The following is a 13964-nucleotide window of genomic DNA, read 5'->3' as shown; positions in this document are numbered from 1 at the left end:
AGCATAATGAAATCAATTAAACACTCTCTTCTAAAAGGCTTAAGTGGACTGCTATGTGCTAGCGCCGTTTTTACTGCTAATGCCCAAATTATTCCCGCCCCTCCTGAGGTTAATGCCAAGGGTTATTTCCTGGTGGACTTCACCACGGGCAAGGTGATCGCCGAGGGCGAAGCCGATACCAAACTGGCACCGGCCAGTTTAACCAAAATGATGACCAGCTATGTGATTGGTACAGAAATCGCTGCGGGTAACATCGCCCCCACCGACATGGTGACGGTGAGTGAAAATGCCTGGGCGAAGAACTTCCCCGAATCATCGAAAATGTTTATCGAGGTGGGTAAACAGGTCAGCGTTGAAGACCTAAACCGCGGTATCATTATCCAATCGGGTAACGATGCCTGTGTGGCCATGGCCGAGCACATTGCCGGCAGCGAATCGGCGTTTGCCGATTTAATGAATGCGCACGCGCAGAAGCTGGGCATGAGCAACAGTCACTTTATTAACAGCCACGGCCTAGATACCAACGAGCATTACACCACACCGCGCGATATGGCGACCTTAGGTGCCGCGTTGATTCGTGACGTACCTGAAGAATACGCACTCTATAAAGAAAAAGACTTTACCTATAACGGCATCAAGCAGTTCAACCGTAACAGCTTGCTTTGGGATCAGGGCCTGGACGTTGACGGTATTAAAACCGGTCACACCGATGATGCCGGATACAGCCTGGTGTCTTCTGCAACCAAGGGCGATATGCGCTTAATCGCCGTGGTCATGGGTACCAGCTCAGAGCGTGCCCGTAAGGTAGAAAGCAAAAAACTACTTAACTATGGCTTCCGCTTTTTTGAAACCATTACTCCGTACCAAGCCGGTGATAAATTTGCCGACCAGCGTATTTGGATGGGCGATAAGGAAATGGTTTCTCTGGGTATTTTAGAAGATACGCCGATCACCATCCCTCGTGGTCAGCAAAAGAACCTGGAAGCGAATTTTGAGCTAGATAGCACATTGGAAGCGCCTCTGGCTAAAGGCACTAAGGTAGGTACCTTATACCTGCAGCTGGCCGGTGAAGACATTGCCAGCTACCCACTGGTAACGCTGGAAAGCGTTGAAGAAGGTGGTTTTTTCAGCAAGATCTACGATTACTTACGCTTGCAAATCATTGAGTAAGTAGAAATATACTTACAGCTGGCCTAATCCAGAATAAGCGCCCCTATTGAGGGGCGTTTTTTTTGCGCTAAAAAATGCTAGAATATGCCCCATTAAGAACTAATGAACCCATTAGTTTGTCTGCGTCCTGTGTTGTTAATGAGGGTCAAGCATTATGGTCAAGCCGGTTAAAAACACCAAGTTTGATGAATTTCTAGAGTTTCCTTGTCCATTTACCTTTAAGGTAATGGGCCTTGCTAACGTAGAATTAACTGAGCAAGTACTTACAGTTATGCAAGAACATGCTCCGGGCGACTACGCACCAAGAACCAAGCCTAGTAGCAAGGGTAACTACGAGTCGGTCACCTTGATTGCAACCGTAACATCGAAAGAACATATCGAAATTATCTACACTGAGCTGGGCAGCCTTGAGCATGTCCGCTACGTGCTCTAATGGCACTACCGAGGACACCCAGATAGTGAGTAATCTAATTGTTCGCCAGCTAGGACGCCAGGAATACATGCCCATTTGGCATGCCATGCAGGACTATACCGACCAGCGCGATGAGCAAAGCGCCGATGAAATTTGGCTGGTCGAACACGATCCCGTTTTTACCCAAGGTCAGGCCGGTAAAGAAGAACACCTGCTGATGCCAGGTGATATTCCTGTGGTTCAGGTCGACCGCGGTGGTCAGGTAACCTATCACGGCCCAGGTCAACAAATGCTCTATGTCCTGTTTAACTTACGTCGTCTAAAAATTGGCGTTCGTGAGCTGGTAACCTGGCTGGAAGAAAGCATTATCGATAGCCTGAAAGAATATGGCGTCGAAGCCTATGCCAAAAAAGATGCCCCGGGTGTCTACGTGAATGAAGCAAAAGTTGCCTCGTTAGGCCTGCGCGTACGCCGCGGCTGTTCCTTCCACGGTCTCGCCTTAAATGTCGATATGGATTTAGGCCCGTTTCTGCGCATTAACCCCTGTGGTTACGCCGGCCTGCAAATGGTGCAATGTAAAGACTTAGGCGGTCCACAAAGCGTAGAGAGCGCCGGACAAGGGCTGGTGCAGCAATTAATTAAACGACTCAACCCGGCAGAGGTTGAGTACCAACAAGGTTTAGCGAAATAATGACAAAATCATCTGTACGTATGGAGCCAGGCGTAAAGCTTCGTGACGCGGAAAAAATGGCATTGATCCCGGTAAAGGTTTTGCCGACGGAAAAAGAAGAAATGCTGCGCAAGCCACAATGGCTGAAAATCCGTTTGCCTAAGTCAAACGAACGCATTGATGGCATTAAACAAGCTATGCGTAAACATGGCCTGCATTCGGTGTGTGAAGAGGCGAGCTGCCCTAACCTATCCGAGTGTTTTAACCATGGTACGGCGACCTTTATGATCTTGGGTGCAATTTGTACCCGCCGTTGCCCGTTTTGCGATGTGGCGCACGGTCGTCCACTCAAGCCCGATGCCGCAGAGCCAGAAAAACTGGCGCTCACCATTAAAGACATGAAGTTAAGCTATGTGGTGATCACCTCGGTTGACCGCGATGACTTGCGTGACGGTGGTGCACAGCACTTTGCCGACTGTATTCGTGAAATTCGTAAACACAATCCAGGCATTACCATTGAGATCCTGGTGCCGGACTTTCGTGGCCGCATGGAACGTGCGCTTGAAATTCTAAGCGAAACACCACCGGACGTATTTAACCACAACCTGGAAACCGCACCGCGTTTGTATAAACTCGCGCGTCCGGGGGCCGATTATAAATGGTCTTTGGAGCTACTACGTCGCTTTAAAGCAGCTCACCCAGAAGTGCGCACTAAGTCAGGCCTAATGGTGGGCTTGGGCGAAGAAATGAGTGAAATCGAAGAAGTGTTACGCGATTTACGTGAGCACAATGTCGACATGTTGACCGTGGGTCAGTATCTGCAGCCTTCGAAGCACCACCTTGCGGTTAAGCGCTATGTGCCACCCGAAGAGTTCGATGCCCTGAAAGAATATGCCGACGAGATTGGCTTTTCTCATGCTGCCTGCGGACCTTTCGTACGCTCCAGCTACCATGCCGACCAGCAAGCGGCGGGTAAAGAAGTTAAGTAATCCATTGCAGCACGGCCTTGTGCAATGCAAGTGCCGTGCCTATTATAGACACACAGTTGTCACAATCCCTACGACCCCCTACACTTATTTCAACCGCGCACTTTAGTGCGGCTATATGCTTGTTTAATCTTTAAACATTGGTACTATTTTGCTACATTGCGCCAGCATTTGCATCTTTTTGTTAACAGTCGTAATCGGTGCGCAGAGGAAAATCCATGGAGTTTACGGATCAAGAAGTGGCCTTCTTTCAACAGTTGTTCAGTGAGAAGCCATTAGATAATGACAACCTAGGCGGGGCTGGCCTGTCTTTGCGCTCCACGCTCCCCGACTATGTCGCGCCCTTATTTGATAACCCGGGCTTGTATATGCTCGCAGAAGTCGGTCATTTTGAGCTTTGGTTTCCCCTTAGTCTCAACCTCACCGAGAATAACGACATTCAGCCACAGCTCGGTGCCCCAGAGATCTTTGAAGCTCAGGGGATCCACCGCAGTTGGCGCTTCGATAACCCCAGCGACATTACCCTGAAAGACCAAAAAGGCCAGCTTTGGCCGGTACGCTCTTTATCCTCAACCGGTGCCGTAATAGACATCACTTCCCTTGAAAATCCACCTCAAAGTGCGATGGCGAAGCTTATTTTGCCTCAGTATGATGCTCTACCGATAAAGCTTAAAAAGACCCGGCAGCAAGATAACTTTGTTGCCGTCACTTTTGTCGCCAATGAGAATAAAAGAGAACTGAGACAGTACCTTTTTGAGCAGCACAAACGGCATTTTCAGCATATTTATCAATCATTGACCAATGCTTGTTAAATGTCTGTTCAGGCAAGTTTGTTAAGCTCGAAGATACTGCAAACAAAGGGAATCAATAACTATGAACAAACTATTACTAGCAACGGCCATCTCAGCTACCTTACTAACAGGTTGTGGTGGTTCAAGTGATGATAACAATGAGCCAATGACGGCTCAGTTTACCCTAGGTGTATCGGATGCGCCGGTCAGTAATGCAAAAGAAGTATGGGTTGCTTTCGATAGCATCATTATCAACGCCGCAGACGGCGAGCGCCCAACGTTCGAAACCCGCACTGCAGATGGTGAGCCGGTAATGGTTAACCTGTTGGAGTTCACAGGTAGCGATGTATTCGGTCTTATCAACGATGAAGTTGTAGCACCGGGTGAATACGCGTGGCTACGTGCCAACATCATTAACGGTGATGAAGCCAATATCGAAATGACTTCTCACATCGTTTATAACGATGATACCGTGGCTCCTTTAGTCGTTAACCGTAAAAACAGCGACGGTATCGGCGAGATCCAAATCAACGACTTCACCCTAGCGGTAGGCGAAAACCAATTTGTTCTTGAGTTCGACCTGAAAAAATCACTGGTTGATCCTAGCAACAGCGAAGTTGTGAACCTTAAGCCTACCGGTATCCGTCTTGAAAACCTTGCCGAAGTTGAAGACATTGAAGGCACAGTATCAAGCGCCATGATGGAGACCTGTGAGGCTGACAACATCGCTCTTGCTCCAGAAACTGGTACCTTTGGTCATGCGGTTTACCTGTACAGCGGTGACGTTGTTGAGCCTAAAGACCTTTACGTAGACGGTGAAACCTCACCTGCCGACGCGCCGATTGCTACGGCTAGCGTGGTAATGAACGAAGAAACCGGTATGAACGAGTTCGAGATCGGCTTCGTTGCAGCGGGCAACTACAAGCTTGCTTACACCTGTGCGGCACACCTTGATGACGCAGAAGTACTAAATGAAGAGGTTACTCTGTACTCTATTCAGGACGTCACTGTAGTAGCGGGTGAAGACGCCAACGTTACTTTTGATATCGCTGAATAAGCAGCTGAAATAAAGCGATAAATTTTTTTAAAATTTAGCTTGCGTGGCGCAATAATTTGGCTATTATTGCGCCACTTTTTATTAGATAGCCAATCCTAGTACAGCATTTCTTGCCAAGGCGAAAGAGTAACTATCCAAATTAACTTTTGGAGTTATGATGTCGGTTTCTACCCTTGCTCAGCCTTTTGCTACAAACAACGAGCACCTTTCCTTATGCGCTGCGCTTGCTAAGCAGCACGGCACCCCGTTACTGGTACTTGACCTAAACCAGGTGCGTGAAAACTATTTGCAGCTGGCCAGTGCGTTACCCAATGTAGCTTTACATTACGCCCTTAAGCCCTTACCTCATGTTGATGTGGTACACACATTAAATGAGCTTGGAGGCTGTTTTGATTTGGCCACCAATGGCGAAGTGGACCTGGTAGCTCAGGCCGGCGTATCACCTAAACAGGTAATACACACGCATCCGATCAAACGCATCAGTGACATAGAGCATGCCCTTCACTTTGGCTGCACGACTTTCGTGTTCGACAGTGAAAATGAGCTGCATAAGTTTGTGCCCTATCGCGACCAAGTCGAACTTTTGCTGCGCCTAAGCTTCCCTAATAAAGACGCGGCCGCCGACTTGTCGAAGAAATTCGGGGTCACGGTCGAAGCTGCATTGCCACTTCTGACCCGAGCAAAAGAGTTGGGAATTCGGGTGCGCGGTTTGTCGTTTCATGTTGGCTCGCAAACCATGGATGCTGGCAAGTATGTTCATGCTATTGAACAGTGCAAAAAAGTATTTGAAGCTGCTGTTGCCGAAGGCCTAGGGGCCATGAATACCTTGGATATTGGCGGTGGTTTCCCCGTAAGCTACTCGGGACAGCCCATCGATATCAAGGAGTATTGCGCGCCAATTCGTGATGCGCTGGCAAACTGGCCAGACACGGTGCAATTTATCGCCGAGCCTGGACGCTTTATCGTCGCTTCGGCTATGACCCATGTAATGAGCGTCATGGGCCAAAGTCAGCGTGGTGGCACTACCTGGTACTACATGAACGATGGTGTCTACGGCGCCTTTAGTGGCCGAGTTTATGGTGAGCCCGAGCAGCGCTTTTACAGCCTGGCACACGAAGATGTGCAACCCTGTGTTTTAACCGGGCCGACCTGTGACAGCATCGATGTGATCAGCGATAACTGTTTAATGCCGGCCTTAGCGGATGGGGATTTGGTGTTTACCGAAAACATGGGTGCCTATACCTGGACCACCAGCACCGAGTTTAACTTCTTCGCCAAGGCGACCCTGATCAGCTTGCAGCCCTCACTTATGGTTGCCCAGGTCGGTTAATCCCGACTCATTAAATCTCTGCCGAGGCATCGGCAGAGATCCACATGCTATTCGCATACGTATCTATCGACTCCAATTCCTTGTTTGTGATCGGTATGCGAATCGGCCTTTATCTCTTTAGCAATGACCTCAGAGTAGAAGATAATGCCCTGTTGCGACTAATGAGTGCGCGTTGCGGACAGATTCTTTTTGTTTACTGCCCACTGAGAACGTTCATTCCATCTGCACACGGCGCCTATCCACACCAGCACTACTCCAAGCCCGTGCGTATCTTCACTCAGGCGACACTCGCCAACCTAGCCAAGCAGCTAGCGGCATACGACCACTCCCTTTATCACATCGAACGCCTTGAACAACTCACCCAACTGATAAAAACGCAGGGAGTTACGGATATCGGCATTGCTTTCCAGCACGGCTGGGAGGAAATAAACAGGGTGTGCACACTCAAGCAACGCATGGAGCACCTCACCTTCTGGCACGCCCATAACCATACCTTGTTCAGCGCCGAGCAGTTACCTTTTACTGTGTCTGATATACCGGCGACATTTAGCCAATTTCGCAAGAAAACCGAAAACTCGGTGGCAATCGAACCCACTTTGCAAAAACCCATCGCCTTACCTAAACCAATGCATTGCGATTTACCGACCAGTCCCCTTGAGCCTTCACGTGAAGAACTTGTAGAGCCTTGGTTTAATAACAGCGCTCCCCAGGCACTGAATGACTATTTCCACACGCGAGCGGCCAGCTCTTATAAGCAAACCCGCAACGCTTTGCATGGCGACAAGTTCTCAACCGGGCTCTCTCCCTGGCTGGCCAATGGCTCTCTTAGCGCTCGCCAGGTCTATAGCGCCCTACTTGCTTATGAGCAGCGCTGCGGCGCCAATGAATCGACTTACTGGATCTACTTCGAACTCTTGTGGCGAGAGTATTTTCAATGGCTGGCTCTAAAGCAAGGCCGCTCGCTATTTGTATTTAAAGGCATGAGCCACACGGCCCCAAAAACCAGCTTTTACCCGGAACGTTATCAGGCCTGGTGTCATGGCAATACCGAGTTTGAGCTGGTCAATGCGCTCATGCATCAACTCAATACCAGTGGATGGATGTCCAACAGAGGCAGGCAAATCGTCGCCAGTTGTTTTGTCAATGAATTGGAACTTGATTGGCGCTATGGCGCGGCCTACTTCGAGCATCACTTAATTGATTACGATGTTGCCAGCAATTATGGCAACTGGCAGTACATAGCCGGGGTCGGTGCCGCTCCCCGCGGAGGACGGCATTTCAACATTGCCAAACAAACCGAGTTATTCGACCCCGACGGCCGGTTTATCAAGCATTACGGTGGAGTGGCTGTGCAAGCACAGGAGCGGGATCACAACGGATGGCCACAGAAATAATATCAGAGACAGTATGAACAATAAGCATTACAAAGAAGTTCGCCTGATTTTAGGAGACCAACTCAATGCCAATCATTCTTGGTTTAAAACCAAGCGAGATGATGTGCTTTACATCATTGCTGAGCTGCATCAAGAAATGCACTACACCAAGCATCATATTCAAAAGATCATGTGCTTTTTTGCTGCGATGGAACGGTTTGCGTCTGCCCTTAGCCAGGCGGGGCATCAGGTTTTACACCTTACCCTGGACGACACCCAAGAGTTTGCAGAGCTCAATGATTTAATTGCCCACTGTGTCACCGAGCATCAAGCCGACTGTTTTAGCTATCAGCTCCCGGATGAATATCGGCTACGCCGGCAACTGGAGCAGCTGACATTAAGTGGCGTTGAGATAAGGCGCTATGACAGTGAGCATTTTATGCTCGGATTTGAAGAATTAGGCGACTATTTCCAGGCGGATACCCATCACACCATGGAGCAATTCTATCGCAAGATGCGCAGGCGCTTCGATATCTTGATGGACCAGGGTAAACCCCTTGGCGGCCAATGGAACTTCGACAAAGAGAACCGTAACAAGCTCAAGGCCGAGGACATTAAACAGCTTCCCCCTCCCTTGTGCTTTGATAACGACGTTAAGGCAATTACCGAGCGCATTGCTCGCCATAAAATAAAAACTATAGGCAAAGGCGGGCCCAGGCTGCTGTGGCCGGTGACACGCAAACAAGCACTGCAGTTGCTTGAGCATTTTTGTAATCATCTGCTGCCTCTGTTTGGCACCTTTCAGGACGCCATGACCTGCCACAGCGACGCTAAATGGTCCTTGTACCATAGCCGCCTGTCGTTTGCGCTCAACGCAAAAATCCTCCACCCACTGCAAGTCATCAACGCAGCAATAGAGGCATATCATGAATCTGAAGGAAGGATCACCCTTGCGCAAGTTGAAGGCTTCGTCAGGCAAATTTTAGGCTGGCGTGAATATGTCAGAGGCGTCTATTGGCTCAATATGCCCAAGTACGCACACAGTAATGCCCTCGAGGCGCACCAAGCGCTGCCGGAATTTTTCTGGAGCGGCAAAACAAAAATGAACTGCCTGCAACACGCCATTGGCCAAAGCCTGGACTATGGGTATGCGCATCATATCCAACGCCTGATGATCACCGGCAACTTTTGCTTGCTGCTGGGCGTTGAACCGGACCAGGTGGATGCCTGGTACCTGGGTATTTATGTCGATGCCATTGAATGGGTGGAAATGCCCAATACCCGGGGGATGAGTCAGTTCGCCGATGGCGGCATTATTGCCACCAAGCCCTACTGCGCCGGCGGCAACTACGTCAATAAGATGAGCGATTACTGCCAAGGCTGCCACTATAAGGTCAAGGAAAAAACTAGCGACCTCGCCTGCCCCCTCAATAGTCTCTATTGGCACTTTTTACACCGGCACAGAGCACGTTTTGGCAATAACCACCGCATTGGCATGATTTATCGAAACTGGGATAAGCAAAGTGATGAAGCCCGTCAGGCTGTGCTTGATAGAGCCCAGTGGTGCCTAGACAACGCCGATGATTTATAAAGACACAAAACAGGAACTAAAAATTAACAATTTAGTAACCAGATTGTAAGGCGCCCCCATTTAAATACAGGCTGTTTTAACACTAAAATGGAAACAAAATGAAGCAGCCCCTTATTTTCGGCGCCCTATTCATCGCCGCTATTACCACCGATGCCCAAGCATTTAGTCAGCAAACCCATAAGCGCATCGTGCTTGATGCCATTGCCTATATGCAACAAAACCAAAACAGCACCGCCTATGCAAAATTGCAACAATACGCACAACAGCACAATATGTCGGTGGCCGCCCTGGCCGAGCTGCTGGGCCAGGCGGCATACGATGTGGATGATTTCGAAGACACCTTTTTTTGCGGTGCCATGTCGGGCTCGTGTGTTCAGGCTCCAGCCTGGGGAGTCGCCGAGAGCATCGTAAAATACACCAGTTATTGGCACTTCCAAAACCACACCCAGGGTGCGGATGTGCACGGTAATGACTTTGGTGGCTATAACTATGAAAAGCTCACCGTATGGGGCGACATCGACAATATGGCGGCCACCTGGTTGCAGGGCGACTACCTGGATGACGGTCAGGGCGGCGCTAGCGGCTGGTTTGGCGACAGCAGCCAGTACAACACCTATGGGATCACCGAAGCACACTATCGCATCGATAGCTACTCCAGCTACAGCATGTATGATGACTTTGAGGAAATGCCCTTCCAGCCCATAGATAACTTGGGTCAGTACTGGTATCAAAGCTACCTGCAAAGCGGTAACCCTCAAGTATTAGGGTTTGTATTTCACACCACAGATCTACTGCAACCGCATCATACCTGGACCACCTCGGCCCTCAATCACTCAAGTTGGGAAAGCTGGGTCAATGACTACTATGATCAAGAGCAGCTTAATGACTTTACTTTGGTCTCCAACGCCATGGCCTCATTCGCAGCCCTTGACCCGCAAAGTCAGGACATCCGCCCACTGCTAACCCAAGGCGGGGCATTCAGCTATGCCCAGGGCGGCATAGTGCTGAATTCTGAAGATCATTATGATCGTGTACAAATTGGCCGTATGGTGATCCCCCATGCCATCGCCATGGTGGTGCACCTGCTAAATCACGCGATGGAGCAGCATTAATGCGACTGCGAGCCATTATTTTGATAGGCCTTTTTGGCCTATCTTCTTGGGCTTATGCACAACTGCCCACGCCTCAGGAAGTCTCCTTTATGCGCACGCTTTACCAGCAACAAAGCCTGGAGTTAGCCGCGCAAAGCAGGGAACGCCTTATTGAGAATGCGTTTTTGTTAGTGCAGGCGCAGCACACCTTTCCTCACCTCCTGTTACGCCAGGCCGAGGTGGGGTTTGATAATCAGTACCATGTCCGCCGCTACCTGCTAAACGCCTGGCAAGTGCATGCTTGGCTTGACCCCAGCACCCTGCCGGCACTGCCGCAAACTCCTTTTTGGACAGCCCAGTGGCTAAGCCAAACCCTTGGCAGCTACCCAAGCGATGGCCGGCTAAGCACCGACAGACTTGCACAGCTAAACAGCGTCGAACTGCTGCCGGAAAACGGCCCTTGGCCAGCGCTTAACTTAGGTGATTTTTATCAAAGTATGTCGATGCAAATTAAATTTCGCCTGCATCGCGCTGACCTAGACGTCTTCATCGCCGAACTAACGCGCTGGCATAAGTACCGAGAGGCAAGCAAGCAGCTTGCGGCCAAGTTGAAGCAGCAGCAACTGACGCTGTCACGACTCGAAGAGATGGCCTTAGCGGATATTTTACGACCCAGCATACTGGGCCAGCTTGGCGTCCAACAGACCTTGCATGGGCAAAGCCCCGAGCTTGAGCGCCTTAAAGGTGAAATCAGTGATACACAAATCGCCCGCTACTATGAGCGCCATCAACAGAGCTTTCGCTACATTGAGCGCGTTAGCGCGCAAGGCGTGCGTTTTAAGGATGCACAAGCGGCGCATGCATTCTACGAGCAAGCCATGAAAGTGGGATTTGCCGCGGCCTTGGCTACGCATGAAGATATATTTACCCAACACCAGGGCGAGCTTAGCCGTGATGACAAGGCTAAGGGGTTTGCCTATCAACTGGCTTTTACCTTACCGGCACAGACAATCTCTCGCCCGGTACGCACACCAAAAGGCCGCTGGCTGGTTATTCACTGTCAGGATAAGGAATATGGCCTTTATCCAGCGCAGTCACAAACCGTGCGCTATCAAGCGATGAATGCCATCGCCAAGGAGCAAGCACAGGCTAACTACCGGCGACAATACCTAGCCTGGCGTAAAGATCTGGGGTTACAAGAATGAAGAAAACCTTATTTGGCACCCTATTAATCGCCGCGACTATCGCACTCTATTGCCTTTACCCAGAGCACCAGATGCCTGATCCCCAGGTTAAAACCGCTATTGGTTCGCCATCCGAAACACCCAAAGGCAAACCTTTGGCTCCCACTAAGACAATGGTACCTGCAGAGCCGAGCACGACACTTCCAGATAACAAAGTAGAAGCGGTTAGTGCTCAATACTCGGCGCCCGAGTACCTGCCGCCAATTGCAAAAAACAATACGCAAACACCGGGTTATCAAGGGGATCTCGACGATCATCAAGCCTATCAGCAATACCAGGGCGCACAGCAGCTTGCCCTCAAACGAGCTTATGTAAACGCTGCTCAGGACAAGGTCGCGGGGTTAAAAAGCCTGTTGGCACGAGGTGAGCGCGAAGGCATAAGCGCGGAGCAACTTGAGTTTGCACGCAATAAGATAGATGCCTTAGAGCAGATGCAGCAACAACTCGAAGCAGAGCTGGCCACCGCTAGGTAAATATCAGACTCCCCAAGAGACGTGGGGAGTCAATGAGCTTGATACTGAAAAGTTCCTAAACAGTTCTGAACCAACCCGTTAATGAATAACGCTTGGCACTGGCGTAGGGAGCAACATACGTGACCGCATGAATTTTATGAACATCGAATATAGTCAGGGAATTAAAAATTGGCGAATAACTGCGAGTAGGGGTGCCGTCTTGCTCGTAAAACTGCAATAAACCGCCCCAGTCTGGGTGCCACTGCGGTGTTAACCCCAAAACATAGGCGTAAACTCGTCCTTCGGATGGAACTACATCGTTGTGTCTAGTGAGAAAATAGCCTTTGTCGTAGCAAGTTGCCTGAGCGCTGGCACGAATTATCTTCTGCCCAGACATTTCAGCAAACTCATTTAACACTGGCTTTGAATTCAAGTAACTAAAAAGTGCTTTTAACACTTCTGCACTTTGCTCGTTGATAAAATGTCGCCCATATACAAAGCCTACACCCTTCGCTGCATGCTGCTGGATATTTTCAAATAACCTACCTCGTTGTCCCGAAGACATAGCAGCTAGCTGTTCTTGGCTTAACTCTTGAGGTTTGCCATCTTGGGTGAGTGCTATGTTGTATTGCGTTTTGCTTAATTCATTGAACAAGGACTGTGCCTGCTCAGTTGGCAAGACATCTGTAATACGACAAAAGCCTTCCTGCTGTAATTGCGCTTTTGCTTCACCGAGCACATGGGGGTTGAACTGAAACATCTCATACCGTTCTTGTTATTATTTCTTAAACCAAGACTAACATCATTGTAAGCCGAAGTAAGTATTTATAGCCGAGGTGGTACAGGGCTTTTGCCAGTACCACCGATACCTTACACCTCTGCACTAAAGAGCAGCGGCTCCGCCTACAATAAACGACTTCTGAAGATAATGATCCCAACTACTTTAACAACAAACTGGAATCAATGGCGCGAAAGTAACTGGCGGCATTTATTAACGATGCAGCGGTGAGCTTTTCACAGCTATACACTTCCACACGCTTGTTTTTTTCGTCGCGTAGTTTATCGCTAACAGGTCAAAATCGCCATCGCCGGAAAGTAAAATGGTGGTGTCGGTCTGGCAGCCATACTCTATGGCATCCAGAGTGATCCCCACATCCCAATCACCCTTGGCTGAGCCGTCGGCGCGCTGGATAAAGGGCTTTAGCTTGACCTCAAATCCTATCGCGCGAAGGATATTTTGAAACTCCCGCTGCTTTGCATCACCCCGGTCAATAGCGTAGGCAAATGCATGCTGAATATCATACTGGCTGCTCACTTCACGCCAAAATGCATTGTAATCAAAATTACGCCCTTGGCTTTCTCTGCAGGTGTAATAGATGTTCTGCACGTCCACAAAAATAGCAGCACTGGGTTTTGAGGTGTCCATCGGTTATATCCCTAATTTAATCGTTTGGCCCAATTACCCTGGTGCTGTAACTGGCACTGCTCTTCGGTGTCATATCTGAGTTGTTTAGCGGCATTTTTCAGGTTCAGCCCCACCGACTTTAAACTAATTTGAATAACGCGCTCAAGTCGTGCTCGCTCGCCTGAGCTGATAAATGCATCACGCTCGGTGTCATTATCGAAAACCACCGTGAGTGTGAAGCTTGCTTGCGGGTTTTTCCAGTCAATGTGATGAGTTAACCAACTAAAACCCTTGATTATTTTACAGTGCTGTTCACACAGCCGAGTTAATAACTCGCGCAATTGCTTATCGCGTTTTTTGTCTGTTTTCGTCATTGTTAACACCTTTTATAC

General features: G+C 49.3%; 14 protein-coding genes and 1 pseudogene. 12 read left to right on the top strand and 3 right to left on the bottom strand.

Annotated elements, in window-relative coordinates:
* Positions 1–6: 6 nt before the first annotated feature.
* From C2M36_RS11470 to C2M36_RS11415, 12 genes are all read left to right on the top strand, one after another.
* A complete protein-coding gene (locus tag C2M36_RS11470; protein WP_105255017.1) occupies positions 7–1170 on the top strand; it encodes a serine hydrolase in 1164 nt (387 codons plus the stop codon).
* 154 nt (positions 1171–1324) lie between these two features.
* Entirely contained in the window at positions 1325–1603 is a 279-nt protein-coding gene (gene ybeD, locus C2M36_RS11465) for a DUF493 family protein YbeD (protein WP_105190444.1), read from the top strand.
* Positions 1584–2273 (top strand): lipoyl(octanoyl) transferase LipB, encoded by a 690-nt coding sequence (gene lipB / locus C2M36_RS11460; protein ID WP_105255016.1) that lies wholly within the window; start codon positions 1584–1586, stop codon positions 2271–2273. The genes ybeD and lipB overlap by 20 nt, the downstream gene beginning before the upstream one ends.
* Positions 2273–3241, top strand: a complete 969-nt coding sequence (gene lipA / locus C2M36_RS11455) for a lipoyl synthase (protein ID WP_105255015.1) — start codon at positions 2273–2275, stop codon at positions 3239–3241. Before lipB ends, lipA begins: the two co-directional genes overlap by 1 nt.
* A 215-nt stretch (positions 3242–3456) precedes the next feature.
* Positions 3457–4050, top strand: a complete 594-nt coding sequence (locus tag C2M36_RS11450; protein ID WP_105255014.1) for a hypothetical protein — start codon at positions 3457–3459, stop codon at positions 4048–4050.
* A 61-nt stretch (positions 4051–4111) separates the two neighbouring features.
* Complete coding sequence (locus tag C2M36_RS11445) at positions 4112–5086, top strand: DUF4382 domain-containing protein (RefSeq protein WP_105255013.1); 975 nt, start codon at positions 4112–4114, stop codon at positions 5084–5086.
* Positions 5087–5243: 157 nt separating this feature from the next.
* Complete coding sequence (locus C2M36_RS11440) at positions 5244–6416, top strand: type III PLP-dependent enzyme (RefSeq protein WP_105255012.1); 1173 nt, start codon at positions 5244–5246, stop codon at positions 6414–6416.
* A gap of 44 nt (positions 6417–6460) precedes the next feature.
* Positions 6461–7810: a DASH family cryptochrome gene (locus C2M36_RS11435; protein ID WP_234399165.1), complete on the top strand. Its 1350-nt coding sequence runs from the start codon at positions 6461–6463 to the stop codon at positions 7808–7810.
* Positions 7811–7823: 13 nt separating this feature from the next.
* Positions 7824–9380 carry a cryptochrome/photolyase family protein gene (locus tag C2M36_RS11430; protein WP_105255011.1) on the top strand — a complete coding sequence of 519 codons (1557 nt, stop codon included), beginning with the start codon at positions 7824–7826 and terminating at the stop codon, positions 9378–9380.
* A gap of 98 nt (positions 9381–9478) precedes the next feature.
* Complete coding sequence (locus C2M36_RS11425; RefSeq protein ID WP_105255010.1) at positions 9479–10492, top strand: phospholipase; 1014 nt, start codon at positions 9479–9481, stop codon at positions 10490–10492.
* Entirely contained in the window at positions 10492–11676 is a 1185-nt protein-coding gene (locus C2M36_RS11420) for a peptidyl-prolyl cis-trans isomerase (RefSeq protein ID WP_105255009.1), read from the top strand. The genes C2M36_RS11425 and C2M36_RS11420 overlap by 1 nt, the downstream gene beginning before the upstream one ends.
* Positions 11673–12188, top strand: a complete 516-nt coding sequence (locus C2M36_RS11415; RefSeq protein ID WP_105255008.1) for a hypothetical protein — start codon at positions 11673–11675, stop codon at positions 12186–12188. Before C2M36_RS11420 ends, C2M36_RS11415 begins: the two co-directional genes overlap by 4 nt.
* 55 nt (positions 12189–12243) lie before the next feature.
* Here the strand turns inward: C2M36_RS11415 and C2M36_RS11410 are convergent, their stop codons facing one another.
* From C2M36_RS11410 to C2M36_RS11400, 3 genes and pseudogenes are all read right to left on the bottom strand, one after another.
* Positions 12244–12927 carry a 2OG-Fe(II) oxygenase gene (locus C2M36_RS11410; protein WP_105255007.1) on the bottom strand — a complete coding sequence of 228 codons (684 nt, stop codon included), beginning with the start codon at positions 12925–12927 and terminating at the stop codon, positions 12244–12246.
* Positions 12928–13105: 178 nt separating this feature from the next.
* Positions 13106–13593, bottom strand: a pseudogene (locus C2M36_RS11405) (LabA-like NYN domain-containing protein).
* 11 nt (positions 13594–13604) lie between these two features.
* On the bottom strand, positions 13605–13946 hold the full coding sequence (locus C2M36_RS11400) for a Fis family transcriptional regulator (protein WP_105255006.1): 342 nt from the start codon (positions 13944–13946) through the stop codon (positions 13605–13607).
* Positions 13947–13964 lie beyond the last annotated feature (18 nt).

Origin of the sequence: Pseudoalteromonas sp. T1lg75 (assembly GCF_002964705.1) — a bacterium.
In the GTDB taxonomy this organism is placed as follows: domain Bacteria; phylum Pseudomonadota; class Gammaproteobacteria; order Enterobacterales; family Alteromonadaceae; genus Pseudoalteromonas.
Note: the sequence above shows the minus strand (reverse complement) of the source record. Positions and strands in the feature narration are given on the sequence as shown.